The 15,940-nt window shown below is 61.5% G+C and carries 15 protein-coding genes; 11 read left to right on the forward strand and 4 right to left on the reverse strand.

Annotated features, from left to right (window positions below):
• Nucleotides 1-4 precede the first annotated feature (4 nt).
• The 3 genes from FH041_RS22875 to phhA all read right to left on the reverse strand — a co-directional run bounded on the left by FH041_RS22875 (nucleotide 5) and on the right by phhA (nucleotide 1,557).
• Nucleotides 5-133: a hypothetical protein gene (locus FH041_RS22875; RefSeq protein ID WP_255212317.1), complete on the reverse strand. Its 129-nt coding sequence runs from the start codon at nucleotides 131-133 to the stop codon at nucleotides 5-7.
• Nucleotides 134-371: 238 nt separating this feature from the next.
• Nucleotides 372-728, reverse strand: a complete 357-nt coding sequence (locus tag FH041_RS01625) for a 4a-hydroxytetrahydrobiopterin dehydratase (protein WP_023533765.1) — start codon at nucleotides 726-728, stop codon at nucleotides 372-374.
• A gap of 40 nt (nucleotides 729-768) precedes the next feature.
• A complete protein-coding gene (gene phhA / locus FH041_RS01630) occupies nucleotides 769-1,557 on the reverse strand; it encodes a phenylalanine 4-monooxygenase (protein WP_027915910.1) in 789 nt (262 codons plus the stop codon).
• A 250-nt stretch (nucleotides 1,558-1,807) separates the two neighbouring features.
• On the opposite strand from phhA, the gene FH041_RS01635 reads away from it, so the two are divergent.
• Nucleotides 1,808-3,370: a sigma-54-dependent phenylalanine hydroxylase transcriptional regulator PhhR gene (locus FH041_RS01635; protein ID WP_027915911.1), complete on the forward strand. Its 1,563-nt coding sequence runs from the start codon at nucleotides 1,808-1,810 to the stop codon at nucleotides 3,368-3,370.
• Nucleotides 3,371-3,475: 105 nt separating this feature from the next.
• Here FH041_RS01635 and FH041_RS01640 read toward each other — a convergent pair whose 3' ends face one another.
• Nucleotides 3,476-3,730 (reverse strand): DUF2790 domain-containing protein, encoded by a 255-nt coding sequence (locus FH041_RS01640; RefSeq protein WP_027915912.1) that lies wholly within the window; start codon nucleotides 3,728-3,730, stop codon nucleotides 3,476-3,478.
• Between the two features lie 385 nt (nucleotides 3,731-4,115).
• On the opposite strand from FH041_RS01640, the gene acs reads away from it, so the two are divergent.
• From acs to astD, 10 genes are all read left to right on the forward strand, one after another.
• Complete coding sequence (gene acs / locus FH041_RS01645; protein ID WP_023533744.1) at nucleotides 4,116-6,077, forward strand: acetate--CoA ligase; 1,962 nt, start codon at nucleotides 4,116-4,118, stop codon at nucleotides 6,075-6,077.
• A gap of 557 nt (nucleotides 6,078-6,634) precedes the next feature.
• Nucleotides 6,635-7,420, forward strand: coding sequence for an ABC transporter substrate-binding protein (locus FH041_RS01650; RefSeq protein ID WP_027915913.1), 786 nt, complete (start codon nucleotides 6,635-6,637; stop codon nucleotides 7,418-7,420).
• 88 nt (nucleotides 7,421-7,508) lie between these two features.
• Complete coding sequence (locus FH041_RS01655) at nucleotides 7,509-8,198, forward strand: ABC transporter permease (RefSeq protein WP_023533806.1); 690 nt, start codon at nucleotides 7,509-7,511, stop codon at nucleotides 8,196-8,198.
• Nucleotides 8,195-8,893 (forward strand): ABC transporter permease, encoded by a 699-nt coding sequence (locus FH041_RS01660; protein ID WP_023533799.1) that lies wholly within the window; start codon nucleotides 8,195-8,197, stop codon nucleotides 8,891-8,893. Before FH041_RS01655 ends, FH041_RS01660 begins: the two co-directional genes overlap by 4 nt.
• Nucleotides 8,894-8,915: 22 nt before the next feature.
• Nucleotides 8,916-9,680, forward strand: coding sequence for an ABC transporter ATP-binding protein (locus FH041_RS01665; RefSeq protein WP_027915914.1), 765 nt, complete (start codon nucleotides 8,916-8,918; stop codon nucleotides 9,678-9,680).
• 98 nt (nucleotides 9,681-9,778) lie between these two features.
• Nucleotides 9,779-10,759, forward strand: a complete 981-nt coding sequence (gene argR / locus FH041_RS01670) for a transcriptional regulator ArgR (RefSeq protein ID WP_023533814.1) — start codon at nucleotides 9,779-9,781, stop codon at nucleotides 10,757-10,759.
• A gap of 238 nt (nucleotides 10,760-10,997) precedes the next feature.
• Nucleotides 10,998-12,218, forward strand: a complete 1,221-nt coding sequence (locus tag FH041_RS01680; protein WP_028688027.1) for an aspartate aminotransferase family protein — start codon at nucleotides 10,998-11,000, stop codon at nucleotides 12,216-12,218.
• A gap of 129 nt (nucleotides 12,219-12,347) precedes the next feature.
• Nucleotides 12,348-13,367: an arginine/ornithine succinyltransferase subunit alpha gene (gene aruF / locus FH041_RS01685; protein ID WP_027915916.1), complete on the forward strand. Its 1,020-nt coding sequence runs from the start codon at nucleotides 12,348-12,350 to the stop codon at nucleotides 13,365-13,367.
• 69 nt (nucleotides 13,368-13,436) lie between these two features.
• A complete protein-coding gene (gene astA / locus FH041_RS01690) occupies nucleotides 13,437-14,465 on the forward strand; it encodes an arginine N-succinyltransferase (protein ID WP_023533743.1) in 1,029 nt (342 codons plus the stop codon).
• Nucleotides 14,466-15,929: a succinylglutamate-semialdehyde dehydrogenase gene (gene astD / locus FH041_RS01695; RefSeq protein ID WP_088523374.1), complete on the forward strand. Its 1,464-nt coding sequence runs from the start codon at nucleotides 14,466-14,468 to the stop codon at nucleotides 15,927-15,929. It abuts the gene before it with no gap.
• Nucleotides 15,930-15,940: the final 11 nt, after the last annotated feature.

Consider the following 15,940-nt stretch of genomic DNA (forward strand, 5'->3'; position numbering starts at 1 on the left):
CGGTCTAGTCCTGATCGGCGCTGGTCTGATCGTCACCTTCCTGCTCGCGGGCAGGTGCCGAGTCGGCATGGGCGGTAACGGTGGGCTCTTCTGGGTTCAGGCTTGGGAAGGGAAGATTCGGGATCTCGTGCATCTCGTCGTTCCTCGCAAGTGTGAGTGAAAAGGCTGCGCCAGGCGCGTGTGAAGCTTCAAGAAGCTGGGGCAGGATACACAAGTCTGGATGACAGTTTGGCTTTTTTCCTACGCCCGGCCCCCGCAGCGGGTCGATCAAGGCGGCTCGTGCCGCAGGCTCAAGGCTGCTCTGGCGGCATAAAAAAGGCGTGACCGGCGGCCACGCCCGTGTGAGCCCCGAGACTGAAGCCTTGGGCAGTTTACTTGCGCCCTTCGGCCGTCTCGGCCACTTTGTCGGTGCGTGCGCACATGATGAAGTCGTTACGGTGCAGGCCTTTGATCGAGTGGCTCCACCAGGTAACGGTCACCTTGCCCCACTCGGTCAGCAGCCCTGGGTGATGGCCTTCGGCCTCGGCAATTTCCCCGACGGCATTGGTGAACGCCAGGGCATGCTTGAAATTCTTGAACAAAAATACGCGCTCAAGCTCCATGTGCCCGTCACGCACTTCGATGTTCCAGTCCGGTATTTCGCGAATCAGCTCGGCAAGCTCCTGCTCGCTGACTTTCGGTGCATCGGCGCGGCAGGCTTCGCAGTGGGCTTGGTTCAAGGCATTCATACGTTCTTATCCATGTGGCGTTGTGAGTGGCAAGCAGCGGTCAAGCGGCAACCTTGGGTGGAAACTTCGGCGCGTGCAACCCCAGCTGTTGGGCTTGCGCGACCATGCCCATGATGTCTTCATGAGCCAGGTCGAACAGGCGCTTGAGCTCTGGCAGTATGAAGTACACCGGCTGCAGGATGTCGATCCGGTAAGGGGTGCGCATGGCCTCGATGGGGTCGAAGGCCTGGTGCTCCGGTTCGCCGGACAGGCTGTAGACCGTCTCTTTGGGCGAGGACAAAATGCCGCCGCCGTAGATCTTGCGGCCGTTGGGTGTGTCCATCAGGCCGAATTCGATGGTCATCCAGTACAGGCGCGCCAGGTAAACACGCTGTTCTTTCGTGGCGGCCAAGCCCAGCTTGCCGTAGGTATGGGTGAATTCGGCGAACCAGGGGTTGGTCAGCAGCGGGCAGTGGCCGAAGATTTCGTGGAAGATGTCTGGTTCCTGGAGGTAGTCCAGTTCTTCGGGTGTGCGAATGAATGTCGCCACCGGGAAGCGCTTGCTGGCGAGCAGCTCGAAGAACGTCTGGAACGGAATCAATGCCGGAACCCGAGCGACCTGCCAGCCGGTGGTTGCCCCCAGCACCTTGTTGATCTCGCCCAGCTGCGGAATGCGGTCATGAGGGAGCTTCAACTGCTCGATACCGTCGAGGTATTCCTGACAGGCACGCCCTTCGATCACCTTCAGTTGGCGGGTGATCAACGTGTTCCACACGCCATGCTCCTGCTGCGGGTAATCGATGAAGCCCTGGGCATCCGGCTCGCGGGCCACGTACTGGGTGTGCTTCATGAAGGTCTCCTGGTCGGCTCTTGTCGTTATGTACAGGTAGGCATCAGAAATAACCCGTTATTGCTCGGTGCACACCTACTCATGCAAGGGCTAGAGCGCAGGCAAATACGCTACCTTGTAAGGATAATTTTACAAATCCGCTATTTTGTCCCAGCATCAAGCGTCTGCGATGATCGTTAGCGGTCATTTTGTCAGCATTTCTTTACAAGTTTTCCGCTCAGACGGGAAGTTTTTGCCAGGCGTACCCTCTATGCGTATCAAAGTGCACTGCCAGAACCGTATCGGTATTCTGCGCGACATCCTCAACCTGCTGGTCGAATACGGCATCAACGTATTGCGGGGCGAAGTGGGTGGGGACCATGGCAACGCCATCTACCTGCACTGCCCGAACCTCATCAACCTTCAGTTCCAGGCCCTGCGCCCCAAGTTCGAGGCCATTACGGGCGTGTTCGGCGTCAAACGCGTGGGGCTGATGCCCAGCGAGCGCCGGCACATGGAGCTCAATGCCCTGTTAGGGGCGCTGGAGTTTCCCGTGCTCTCGATCGACATGGGTGGCAGCATTGTGGCGGCGAACCGATCGGCGGCCCAATTGCTGGGGGTGCGAGTCGACGAAGTGCCCGGCCTGCCTCTGGCTCGCTACGTGGACGACTTCGACCTGCCGGAACTGGTGCGTAGCAACAAGTCGCGTATCAACGGCCTGCGGGTACAGGTCAGGGGCCATGTGTTCCTGGCCGACATCGCGCCGCTGCAATCGGAGCATGACGACAGCGAAGCGTTGGCTGGGGCCGTGCTCACCTTGCACCGTGCCGATCGCATCGGTGAGCGTATCTACAATGTGCGCAAGCAGGAGTTGCGGGGGTTCGACAGCATTTTCCAGAGTTCACGTCTGATGGCTGCCGTTGTCCGTGAAGCCAGGCGAATGGCGCCGCTGGATGCACCGCTGTTGATCGAGGGGGAGACCGGCACCGGCAAGGAGCTTCTGGCCAGGGCGTGCCACCTGGCCAGCCCGCGTGGACAATCACCGCTGATGGCGCTCAACTGCGCCGGCTTGCCTGAGTCGATGGCCGAGACAGAGCTGTTCGGCTACGGGCCGGGCGCCTTCGAGGGCGCCCGCGCCGAAGGCAAGCTGGGGCTGCTGGAGCTGACGGCCGGCGGCACGCTGTTTCTCGATGGCGTGGCTGAAATGAGCCCGCGGCTTCAGGTGAAGTTGCTGCGGTTCTTGCAAGACGGATGTTTTCGGCGTGTGGGCAGCGACGAGGAGGTCTATCTGGATGTGCGGGTGATCTGCGCCACGCAGGTGGACCTGTCCGAGCTCTGTGCCCGGGGCGAGTTCCGGCAGGACCTGTACCACCGGCTCAATGTGCTGTCATTGCACATTCCGCCCTTGCGCGAGTGCATGGATGGGCTTGATGGGCTGGTGCAGTATTTTCTCGATCAGGCCAGTCGGCAGATCGGATGCGCCATGCCTCGCCTGGCGCCGGGGGCGATGCAAAAGTTGGCCAGCTATGAGTGGCCGGGTAACGTTCGACAGTTGGAAAACGTGGTGTTCCAGGCTGTGTCGTTATGTGAAAACGGTGTGGTCAAGACTGAACATGTGCGATTGCCCGATTATGGCGTGCGACAGCCCTTAGGTGATTTTTCACTGGACGGTGCATTGTCCGATATTGTCGGGCGTTTTGAAAAAGCCGTATTGGAAAGTTTGCTCAAGGAGTTTCCAAGCAGCCGAGCATTGGGCAAGCGCTTGGGTGTATCGCACACGACCATTGCCAATAAGTTGAAAGATTATTCACTGGGCAAATCGGCAGGGCACTGAGTGGGCGGTGCTAAGTGTAGGGGCCTGTTGCTTCTAACTTTTAAGTGTTACTTGTGTGCAGACGGCTGCGAAGGGGGTCATTCGGCCCCCTTGGTCGCCGCGCTGTCAGCCGTTTGAGCAGCCATTGCCCATCACGCGGTATTCCAGCACGTGGGTATGGCCTTGCGAGTCGGCGTAGGTCATGCGAGCAGGCACTACGCCGCAGACATTGGGGATTTCACTCATGGAAATGACGTGGTCGATGTCCAGGTGTTGCGAGTAACTGTACTGTTCAACCGGTGCCTGTTCGGCGGCCTGGGCTTCGTCGGCCATGGCCGTCCCGCACAGACTGCCCAGCAGTACTACCATTAAAGCTTTCATGTTTAATCTGCCTGTTTAAAGTCGTCAGGGTGCGCGCAGTGCGTCAGGCACTACGACAACCGTTAAGGTATTGATCACGTTTGCAGAAAATTGACAGTTGCCTTCGTGGGGGCGGTTACAGGTTGTCAATCTTCTTGCCGTTGCTGGCGAGATCAATTCTAGAACTGTGGCCCAGGCTGAAACAGTGGGGCTTTTGATAAAGTCTGTTGGTGAAATTGGTAACAATCTGCGAGGCCTTTAACCTGGCAGGCAGCAAAATGCCCGCGCCTGAGCGGTTGCGACCTGATCGACTGGCAGATTACTACCAACGTCGAATGGCGGTTATCGCTCTGGTACAGTTACATCGGTCCCATACAAAAACAACTATTACACCGAGGTAAACACGATGAGTGCGGCTCCACTGTATCCCGTTCGTCCCGAGATCGCGGCCACTACCCTGACAGACGAGGCCACCTACAAGGCCATGTACCAGCAGTCGGTGATCAACCCGGACGGCTTCTGGCGTGAGCAGGCCCAGCGCATTGACTGGATCAAGCCCTTCACCAAGGTCAAGCAGACCTCCTTCGATGACCACCATGTGGACATCAAATGGTTTGCCGACGGCACTCTGAACGTTTCCTCCAACTGCCTGGACCGCCATCTGGAAGAGCGTGGCGATCAACTGGCCATCATTTGGGAAGGCGACGACCCCTCCGAACACCGCAACATCACCTACCGCGAACTGCATGAGCAGGTGTGCAAGTTCGCCAACGCCTTGCGTGGGCAGGACGTGCACCGCGGCGATGTGGTCACCATCTACATGCCGATGATCCCAGAGGCTGTGGTCGCCATGCTGGCCTGCGCCCGTATCGGTGCAATCCATTCAGTCGTATTCGGTGGGTTCTCGCCCGAGGCCCTGGCAGGGCGCATCATCGATTGCAAGTCCAAGGTGGTGATCACGGCGGACGAAGGCGTGCGCGGCGGTCGCCGTACACCGCTCAAGGCCAACGTCGACCTGGCGCTGACCAACCCTGAAACCAGCAGCGTGCAGAAGATCATCGTCTGCAAGCGCACCGGCGGCGACATCGCCTGGCACCAGCACCGCGACATCTGGTACGAAGACCTGATGAAAGTGGCTTCCAGCCACTGCGCGCCGAAGGAAATGGGGGCTGAGGAAGCCCTGTTCATCCTCTATACCTCCGGCTCGACCGGCAAGCCCAAGGGCGTGCTGCACACCACCGGTGGCTACCTGGTGTACGCGGCGCTGACCCATGAGCGCGTGTTCGACTACCGCCCGGGCGAGGTGTACTGGTGCACCGCCGACGTCGGTTGGGTCACGGGCCACAGCTACATCGTCTACGGCCCGCTCGCCAACGGTGCCACCACCGTGTTGTTCGAAGGTGTGCCGAACTACCCGGACATCACCCGCGTGTCCAAGATCGTCGACAAGCACAAGGTCAACATCCTCTACACCGCACCCACCGCCATCCGCGCCATGATGGCCGAAGGGCAGGCGGCGGTGGACGGTGCCGACGGTTCCAGCCTGCGCCTGCTGGGCTCTGTGGGCGAGCCGATCAACCCCGAAGCCTGGAACTGGTACTACAAGACCGTGGGCAAGGAGCGTTGCCCGGTCGTCGACACCTGGTGGCAGACCGAAACCGGCGGCATCCTCATCAGCCCGTTGCCAGGGGCGACGGCGCTCAAGCCAGGCTCGGCCACGCGCCCGTTCTTTGGCGTGGTGCCGGCCCTGGTGGACAACCTGGGCAACCTGATCGAAGGCGCGACCGAGGGCAACCTGGTGATCCTCGATTCATGGCCAGGCCAGTCGCGCTCGCTGTACGGTGACCACGACCGGTTCGTCGATACCTACTTCAAGACCTTCCGGGGCATGTACTTCACCGGTGACGGCGCGCGCCGCGACGAGGACGGCTACTACTGGATCACCGGTCGCGTGGATGACGTGCTGAACGTCTCGGGCCACCGCATGGGCACCGCCGAGATCGAAAGTGCCATGGTGGCGCATGCGAAGGTGGCCGAGGCCGCGGTGGTGGGCGTGCCGCACGACATCAAGGGCCAGGGTATCTACGTCTACGTCACCCTCAATGCCGGCGTCGAGCCAAGCGAGCAACTGCGCCTTGAACTGAAGAACTGGGTGCGCAAGGAAATCGGCCCGATCGCTTCGCCGGATGTGATCCAGTGGGCGCCAGGGTTGCCAAAGACCCGTTCGGGCAAGATCATGCGCCGCATCCTGCGCAAGATCGCAACCGCCGAGTATGACGCACTGGGGGATATCTCGACCTTGGCAGACCCAGGTGTCGTGCAGCACCTGATCGACACGCACAAGGCCATGAGCTTGGCCACGGCTTGACGGCACCGCGCGCGGCCCGAGGTCCAAGCTTGATGGCAAGGTAATTTGGGTCGCGCCGGCAGTACGCCAGCGTCCAACATCGGCCCCGCCGGGTGAACCGGCGGGGTTTTTGCTTTAATAGACGGCTGAATCTGCTACCCGACAGTGATCGGTTACTTTTCTGTCACCGGCAATGCGCTATAGCGGGGCGCCTGGAAACACTTCGCGCTGTTTGAGGGCATTTGGGCTGTCATGTGTGTCGGTCTATCACGCTACACTTGCCGTCCCACAAGGGTTTGCCAATAATAGGCCCAGGATTTGCTAGATTCATGGGTTCAATTTCTTGCGCTTTTGCATATTCTGCATTGGCTGTCAACATCGCCCGTAGCGGTTTCAAGCGCTTCTGTAAGTAGTTGTCGCTTTGAAGAAATTTCGACTACCGGGCTGTCGTTAAAATGCCATTCACTCGCTCGTGGTCTGCGACCTTGGTCGAACCCTGCGCGGCTCGCGTTGTAACCATTCGCATATCGGGCAGCTGTTACCTGCCTTGTATTGCCCCGTACCGATGGAGTTACCTGATGAAGAAGCTCGCACTGCTTGGCGCCCTGGCGCTGTCCGTGTTTTCCCTGGTATCGCAGGCCGATGAAAAACCGCTGAAAATCGGTATCGAAGCGGCTTACCCTCCCTTCGCTTTCAAGCAGCCCGATGGCAGCATCGCCGGCTTCGACTACGACATCGGCAATGCCCTGTGCGAAGAGATGAAAGCCAAGTGCACCTGGGTCGAGCAGGAGTTCGACGGCCTGATTCCTGCGCTCAAGGTGCGCAAGATCGACGCCATCCTGTCTTCGATGTCCATCACCGAGGACCGCAAGAAGTCGGTGGACTTCACCAAGCGTTACTACCTCACCCCGGCGCGTCTGGTCATGAAGGAGGGTACCGCGGTTACCGACAGCCTCGATGAGCTCAAGGGCAAGAAGATTGGCGTGCAGCGTGGCTCGATCCACGATCGCTTCGCCAAGGAAGTGCTCGCGCCCAAAGGGGCCACCGTGGTGCCCTACGGCACCCAGAACGAAATCTACCTCGACGTGGCGGCTGGCCGCCTGGACGGCACCGTGGCCGATGCCACCCTGTTGGAAGATGGCTTCCTCAAGACCGATGCCGGCAAGGGCTTCGCGTTTGTCGGTCCGGCCTTCACCGACGTGAAGTACTTCGGTGACGGCGTCGGCATTGCCGTGCGCAAGGGTGACAAGGCCAACGTCGATCGTATCAATGCGGCCATCGATGCCATCCGTGCCAACGGCAAGTACAAAGAGATCGAGAAGAAATACTTCAACTTCGACATCTACGGCCCAGACGCGAACTGAGTTAGCCGTCAACCGCTGTGCAATGGTGCAAACAGCAGGAGCGCTGAGGTTTGCACCATTTTTCATTCTCTAGGTCGAGGACCTCAACATGTTGAAAGGCTACGGGGCAGTCATCCTCGATGGGGCGTGGCTGACGCTACAGCTCGCCCTTTCGTCGATGGCCCTGGCCATCGTGCTCGGCCTGATCGGCGTGGCACTGCGCTTGTCGCCGGTGCGCTGGCTGGCCTGGCTGGGCGACCTGTATTCCACGGTCATTCGCGGCATACCGGATCTGGTACTGATCCTGCTGATCTTCTATGGCGGGCAGGACATCATCAATCGCGTGGCGCCGCTGGTGGGCTACGACGACTACATCGACCTGAACCCGCTGCTGGCAGGTATCGGGACGTTGGGCTTCATTTTCGGCGCCTACCTCTCGGAAACGTTCCGGGGTGCATTCCTGGGCATTCCAAAAGGCCAGGCCGAGGCGGGTGTCGCCTACGGCATGAATGCCCGGCAGGTGTTCTTCCGCATCCAGGTGCCGCAAATGATTCGCCTGGCGATTCCAGGTTTTACCAACAACTGGCTGGTGCTGACCAAGGCCACGGCGTTGATTTCGGTGGTCGGCCTGCAGGACATGATGTTCAAGGCCAAGCAGGCGGCCGATGCCACCCGTGAACCCTTCACCTTCTTCCTGGCAGTGGCCGCCTTGTACCTGGTGCTGACCAGTGTCTCGCTGCTGGCGCTGAAGTATCTGGAGCGCCGCTACTCGGTGGGTGTCAAGGTGACCGAACTATGATCTTCGACTACAACGTGGTCTGGGAAGCGTTGCCGATGTATTTCGACGGCCTGCTCACCACCCTCAAGCTGCTGGCGGTCTCGTTGTTCTTCGGCTTGCTGGCGGCCATTCCGCTGGGCTTGATGCGCGTGTCGAAGCGCCCGTGGGTCAACCTGCCGGCCTGGCTGTACACCTACGTCATTCGTGGCACGCCCATGCTGGTGCAGCTGTTCCTGATCTACTACGGCCTGGCCCAGTTCGAAGCCGTGCGGGCCAGCGTGTTCTGGCCCTTGCTGTCCAGCGCGACCTTCTGCGCGTGCCTGGCTTTTGCCATCAACACCAGTGCCTACACCGCCGAGATCGTTGCCGGCAGCCTCAAGGCCACGCCCCACGGCGAGATCGAGGCGGCCAAGGCCATGGGCATGTCGCGCATGAAGATGTACCGACGCATCCTGCTGCCGTCTGCGCTGCGCCGTGCGCTGCCGCAATACAGCAATGAAGTGATCATGATGCTGCAAACCACCAGCCTGGCATCGATCGTGACCCTGATCGACATCACAGGTGCCGCGCGCACGGTCAATGCTCAGTACTACCTGCCTTTCGAGGCCTACATCACGGCGGGCGTGTTCTACCTGTGCCTGACCTTCATCCTGGTGCGCCTGTTCAAGATGGCCGAACGCCGCTGGCTCGGCTACCTGGCGCCGCGCAAGCACTGACCGCTCTGTGAGAATCGACAGCATGTACAAACTCCAAGTCCAAGACCTGCACAAGCGCTACGGCAGCCACGAGGTCCTCAAGGGTGTTTCTCTGGCGGCCAAGGCAGGCGATGTCATCAGCATCATCGGCTCCAGTGGCTCGGGCAAGTCCACCTTCCTGCGCTGCATCAATCTGCTGGAGCAGCCCCATGCGGGCAAGATACTGCTCAATAACGAAGAGCTGAAACTGACCCCCGGCAAGGATGGCGCACTCAAGGCAGCCGATGCGCGCCAACTGCAACGCATGCGCTCGCGCCTGGCGATGGTGTTCCAGCATTTCAACCTGTGGTCGCACATGACGGCGCTGGAGAACATCATCGAAGCGCCGGTGCATGTGCTGGGGGTCAGCCGCAAGGAGGCGCTTGAGAAGGCCGAGCACTACCTTGAGAAGGTCGGGGTCGCCCACCGCAAGGATGCCTTCCCAGGCCACATGTCCGGTGGCGAACAGCAGCGGGTGGCCATTGCACGGGCGCTGGCCGTTGAACCTGAGGTCATGCTGTTCGACGAACCGACCTCGGCCCTGGACCCTGAGCTGGTCGGCGATGTGCTCAAGGTGATGCAGGCATTGGCCCAGGAAGGCCGGACCATGGTGGTGGTAACCCACGAAATGGGCTTTGCCCGCGAGGTGTCGAACCAGTTGGTGTTCCTGCACAAGGGCCTGGTCGAGGAGACCGGCTGCCCACGCGAGGTGCTGGCCAACCCGCGTTCGGAACGCCTGAAGCAGTTCCTGTCCGGCAGCCTGAAGTAAAAGCTGCTTTTCTGCACCACGATAGGGCATGCTGCGTGTCACGCGCAGCCTGACCCGGCGCATCGAATCGAACGATCTCAGGTTTCGGACCTTACCCTATGACCACCCAGCGAATCGGTTTTCTCATCTGGCCCAGCACCCGGCCACTGACCCTGGCGCTGGCCGAAGAAGTCCTGCAGGTGGCGCAGCGGGTCCATCCCGATGTGGTGTACGAAACACTGTTCCTGCAGGCCGAAGCCCCGGTCGAAGGCAGCTGGCGCATGCCGGGCGAGCCCTGGAACGGGCGCCTGGAAGGGTGCCACAAGCTGTTTCTGATGGCCGATGAAGCGCCGGGCAACATCGGGGCTGGCCTGTCGACAGCGCTCAAGCAATTGGCCCGAAGCGGCTGCATGATTGGCGGGTTGTCTGCCGGGGTCTATCCACTGGCCATGCTCGGCCTGCTCGATGGCTATCGCGCGGCCGTGCATTGGCGCTGGCAGGACGATTTTGCCGAACGGTTCCCCAAGGTCATCGCCACCAGCCACCTGTTCGATTGGGACCGCGATCGCCTGACGGCCTGCGGCGGCATGGCGGTAACCGACCTGTTGCTGGCAGTGCTGGCCCGGGACCATGGCGCTGAGCTGGCAGGCGCGGTGTCCGAGGAACTGGTGGTCGAGCGTATTCGCGAGGGCGGTGAGCGCCAGCGCATTCCGCTGCAGAACCGGCTGGGCTCGAGCCACCCCAAGCTCACTCAGGCGGTGCTGTTGATGGAAGCCAACATCGAGGAGCCGCTGACCACCGATGAAATTGCCCAGCATGTCTGCGTGTCACGGCGACAGCTCGAGCGCATCTTCAAACAGTACCTGAGCCGGGTTCCGAGCCAGTATTACCTGGAGCTGCGCCTGAACAAGGCACGGCAGATGCTGATGCAGACCAGCAAGTCCATCATCCAGATAGGCCTGTCGTGCGGCTTCTCCTCCGGCCCGCATTTCTCTAGCGCCTACCGCAACTTCTTTGGCGCCACGCCCCGTGAAGACCGCAATCAGCGACGCAACAGCAGCCCGTTCGAACTGAGCTCCGCGCCGGCTGAAAAAGGCTAGTCGACGTGTCAGCGCGGCCGGGCTGCACAACTAGGTGAACACCCGTTCACCCAGCTTCTTCTCTGCCGTACACTGCGCGATTGCGACAGTGTTTGTCGCATTGCCGAAAGCCCGCCCGAATGCCGGTTTTGCGCTGTAACAAGTTGTCGCTTGGCCGCAAGGCCACGCGGTCTTCGTTCCTTACAATCCCCCCATCGCTCGCCACTTTCAGGTCAGCGATCCTCTTCAGGAGACTCAGATGTCCGTTGAGCAAGCCCCGGTGCTACGTGCCGATTTCGATCAGGTCATGGTCCCCAACTATTCCCCGGCGGCCTTCATTCCTGTGCGAGGCGAGGGCTCCCGTGTCTGGGACCAGACTGGCCGCGAATTGATCGACTTTGCCGGTGGCATCGCCGTCAATGCACTGGGTCATTGCCATCCGGCCTTGGTCAAGGCACTGACCGATCAGGCCAATACCCTGTGGCATGTATCCAACGTCTTCACCAACGAGCCGGCCCTGCGCCTGGCTCACAAACTGGTAGAGGCCACGTTTGCCGATCGCGCGTTCTTCTGCAATTCCGGCGCCGAATCCAACGAGGCGGCGTTCAAGTTGGCCCGTCGGGTAGCCCATGATCGCTTCGGCCCTGAAAAGCACGAGATCATCGCAACGCTCAACAGCTTCCACGGCCGCACGTTGTTTACCGTGAGCGTGGGTGGTCAGCCAAAGTATTCCGATGGTTTCGGGCCCAAAATCACCGGGATCAGCCACGTGCCCTACAACGACCTGGAAGCGTTGAAAGCGCAGATTTCCGACAAGACCTGCGCTGTCGTGATCGAGCCGATCCAGGGTGAAAGCGGTGTGGTCCCGGCTGACAAGGCCTATCTGGAAGGCGCGCGCGCCTTGTGCGACCAGCACAATGCCTTGCTGATATTCGATGAAGTACAGACCGGTGTCGGTCGTACCGGGTCGCTGTACGCCTACCAGCACTACGGCGTGACGCCCGACATCCTGACCAGCGCCAAGAGCCTGGGCGGCGGCTTCCCGATTGGCGCCATGCTCACTACCAATGACCTGGCCAAGCACCTGGCTGTCGGCACCCACGGTACGACTTACGGGGGCAACCCGCTGGGCTGCGCGGTGGCCTGCGCCGTGCTGGATGTGATCAACACCCCGCAGACCCTGGCGGGCATCAAGGCCAAGCACGAGCGATTCAAGGCCCGTCTGGAGCAGATCGGTCGTGACAATGGGCTGTTCAGTCATGTCCGCGGCGTGGGCCTGCTGATCGGTTGTGTGCTTTCCGAGGCCTGGCAGGGCAAGGCCAAGGACGTGCTCAATGCCGCCGAGAAAGAAGGCGTCATGGTGTTGCAGGCAGGGCCTGACGTGGTGCGCTTTGCCCCTAGCCTGGTTGTCGAAGATGCCGACATCGACGAAGGCCTGCAGCGCTTCGAACGTGCCGTGGTCACCTTGACCCAAGGCTGAGCCGGCTCGCAGGGTTGGCGCCGCGCCGGTTGCAACACCGGCCGGTGAGCCCGGATTCCAACGCAGGCGCCTGGCGCCTGCCTTTTTCACGCGCCGCCATTGGCAGCGCGTTTTCCAAGGAGTGACACCATGCTGGTGATGCGCCCGGCGCAAATGGCTGATCTGAACGAAGTGCAGCGAATGGCTGCGGACAGCCCCATTGGTGTCACCTCGTTGCCGGACGACAGCGCTCGGCTGGGCGACAAGATCGCCGCCTCCGAAACTTCCTTCGCCGCCGAGGTGAGCTTCAACGGCGAGGAACGCTACTTCTTCGTACTCGAAGACAGTGAGACCGGCAAGCTGGCTGGCTGCTCGGCCATCGTTGCCTCGGCAGGCTATTCCGAGCCTTTCTACAGTTTTCGTAACGAAACCTTCGTTCACGCCTCGCGGGAACTGAAGATCCACAACAAGATTCACGTCCTGTCGCTGTGTCACGATTTGACCGGCAATAGTTTGCTGACCAGCTTCTACGTGCTGCCCGAGCTTGTGGGCAGTGGGTGGGCCGAACTCAATTCCCGGGGTCGCCTGTTGTTCATGGCATCGCACCCCGAGCGGTTCGCCGAGTCGGTTGTGACGGAAATCGTAGGCTTCAGCGACGAGCAGGGCGAGTCGCCTTTCTGGGACGCCATCGGGCGCAACTTCTTCGACTTGAGCTACGCCGATGCCGAGCGCCTGTGCGGCCTCAAAAGCCGCACGTTCCTGGCTGAACTGATGCCCCATTACCCTATCTACGTGCCGTTGCTGCCTGACGCTGCGCAGGAAGCCATGGGCCAGGTGCACCCGCGGGCGCAGATCACCTTCGACATCCTCATGCGCGAAGGCTTCGAAACCGAGCACTACATCGACATCTTCGATGGCGGCCCGACCCTGCATGCCCGTACCTCCGGTATTCGTTCGATTGCACAAAGCCGCGTGGCGCCCGTGAAAGTCGAGCCGGTGGCGGCCCGCGGCACGCGGCCGTACCTGGTCTGCAATGGCCAGCTGCAAGATTACCGTGCCGTGCTGGTGGAATTGGACTGGGTACCTGGCAAGCCCGTCAGCCTGAGCCAGGAGGTGGCCGACGCCCTGGGCGTGGGCGAGGGTGCCAGTGTGCGGCTGGTCGCGGCCTGAGCGCCGACCGCCATCTTGCAGGATTAGCAGAGTTTCGCGCCGGTTGATGCCGCCGCACAAGGAGATAGCATGATCGTTCGTCCTGTACGCAGCAGCGACCTGCCTGCGTTGATCGAATTGGCACGCAGCACCGGCACCACGGGGCTGACCACGCTGCCTGCCAACGAGGAACGCCTGGAGCATCGCGTAGGGTGGGCGGAAAAGAGCTTTCGCGGTGAAGCCGAGCGCGGTGATACCGACTACCTCTTCGTGCTGGAAAACGACGAAGGGCTGGTCGTGGGCATCAGTGCAATCGCTGGCGCCGTAGGCTTGCGCGAGCCTTGGTACAACTACCGCGTCGGGCTCACCGTCAGTGCGTCCCAGGAATTGAAGATCTACCGCGAGATACCCACGCTGTTCCTGGCCAACGACCTGACCGGCAATTCCGAGCTGTGCTCGCTGTTCCTGCGCCATGACTACCGCTCAGGGCTCAATGGTCGGCTGTTGTCCCGGGCGCGCATGTTGTTCATCGCCGAGTTTCCCGAGCTGTTCGGTCAGAAGATCATGGCGGAGATGCGTGGCATGTCCGATGCCCAGGGGCGCTCGCCGTTCTGGGAAAGCCTGGGCCGCCACTTCTTCAAGATGGAGTTCAGCCAGGCCGACTACCTGACGGGTGTGGGCAACAAGTCATTCATCGCCGAGCTGATGCCCAGGTTCCCGCTTTACACCTGCTTCCTGTCCGAAGCGGCGCGCAGCGTGATCGGCCGGGTGCATGCCGACACCGAGCCAGCATTGGCCATGCTCAAGCAGGAAGGCTTCACCTATCAGGGGTACGTGGACATTTTCGACGCAGGGCCTGCCATCGAATGCGACACGGCCCGCATCCGCGCGGTACGCGACAGCCAGACACTGGTACTGGCCATCGGTACGCCTGGTGAGGATGCCACGCCCTTCATCATCCACAACCGTAAGCGCGACGACTGCCGGATCACGGCTGCCCCGGCTCGGCTGGCGGCGGGCACCTTGGTGGTCGACCCGCTGACGGCCAAGCGCCTGCGCATGGGTGCAGGCGACAACGTGCGGGCCGTGCCCCTGTCGGCCGCCCGGGAGGGCCAGTAAATGACCACGCATTACATCGGCGGTAACTGGGTAGCAGGGCGCGGCGAGCACCTGGCATCGCTCAACCCGGTGAGCCAGGCGACCGTCTGGCAAGGTCAAGGGGCTGATGCAGGCCAGGTGCGGGCTGCCGTACAGGCCGCGCGCCAGGCGTTCCCCGCCTGGGCGCACATGAGCCTGCAGGGGCGCATCGAGGTGCTGGAACAGTTTGCCGCGCAGCTAAAGCAGCATGCCGACGCGCTGGCCTATTGCATTGGTGAGGAAACCGGCAAGCCCTTGTGGGAATCGGCTACCGAAGTCACCAGCATGATCAACAAGGTGGCGATCTCGGTGCAGAGCTACCGTGAACGCACCGGCGAGAAGAGCGGCCCACTGGCTGACGCCACTGCAGTGCTGCGGCACAAGCCACATGGCGTGGTGGCGGTATTCGGACCTTACAACTTCCCCGGTCATTTGCCGAACGGGCATATCGTCCCGGCGCTGCTGGCTGGCAACTGCGTAGTGTTCAAGCCCAGTGAGCTGACGCCCAAGGTGGCCGAGCTGACCGTCAATTGCTGGATTGCCGCCGGCCTGCCTACCGGGGTGTTGAACCTGGTGCAAGGGGGGCGTGACACGGGTGTGGCCTTGGCCGCCGACCCTGGCATCGATGGGTTGTTCTTCACGGGCTCCAGTGGTACTGGCCATTTGCTGCACCAGCAGTTCGCCGGCCGCCCCGACAAGATTCTGGCCCTGGAGATGGGCGGGAACAATGCGCTGGTGGTGGACGAGGTCCAGGACCTCGACGCTGCGGTCTACACCATCGTTCAGTCGGCGTTCATTTCGGCCGGCCAGCGCTGCACCTGCGCGCGCCGACTGCTGGTGCCGCAGGGCCCATGGGGCGATCAGTTGCTGGCGCGGCTGGTTCAGGTGAGCCGCACCCTGGCCGTGGGCGCTTTCGATCAGCAACCAGCCCCATTCATGGGCTCGGTGATTTCCCTGCAGGCGGCGCACGCGCTGCTGGCCGCCCAGGCCGAGCTGATCGCCGGGGGCGGCGTCAGCTTGCTGGAGATGACGCAGCCGCAGCATGACGCCGCCTTGCTGACCCCGGGTATCGTCGATGTCACGGACGTGGCACCGCGCAAGGACGAGGAGTTTTTCGGGCCGCTGTTGCAGGTGCTGCGCTACCCCGATTTCGAGGCGGCCATTGCCGAAGCCAACAACACCCGCTATGGCCTGGCTGCCGGGTTGCTCAGCGACTCCCAGGCCCGCTACGAGCATTTCTGGCTCCACAGCCGCGCAGGCATCGTCAACTGGAACCGCCAGCTTACCGGCGCTGCCAGCAGCGCGCCGTTCGGTGGGGTGGGCGCCAGTGGCAATCACCGGGCAAGCGCCTACTACGCAGCCGACTACTGCGCCTACCCCGTCGCGTCGCTGGAGGCCACCGGCCTGACCTTGCCGGCAACCCTGGCGCCGGGCGTCACACTATAACGATGGTCGGA

Source organism: Pseudomonas sp. SWI7 (assembly GCF_006351945.1).
Lineage (GTDB): Bacteria > Pseudomonadota > Gammaproteobacteria > Pseudomonadales > Pseudomonadaceae > Aquipseudomonas > Aquipseudomonas fulva.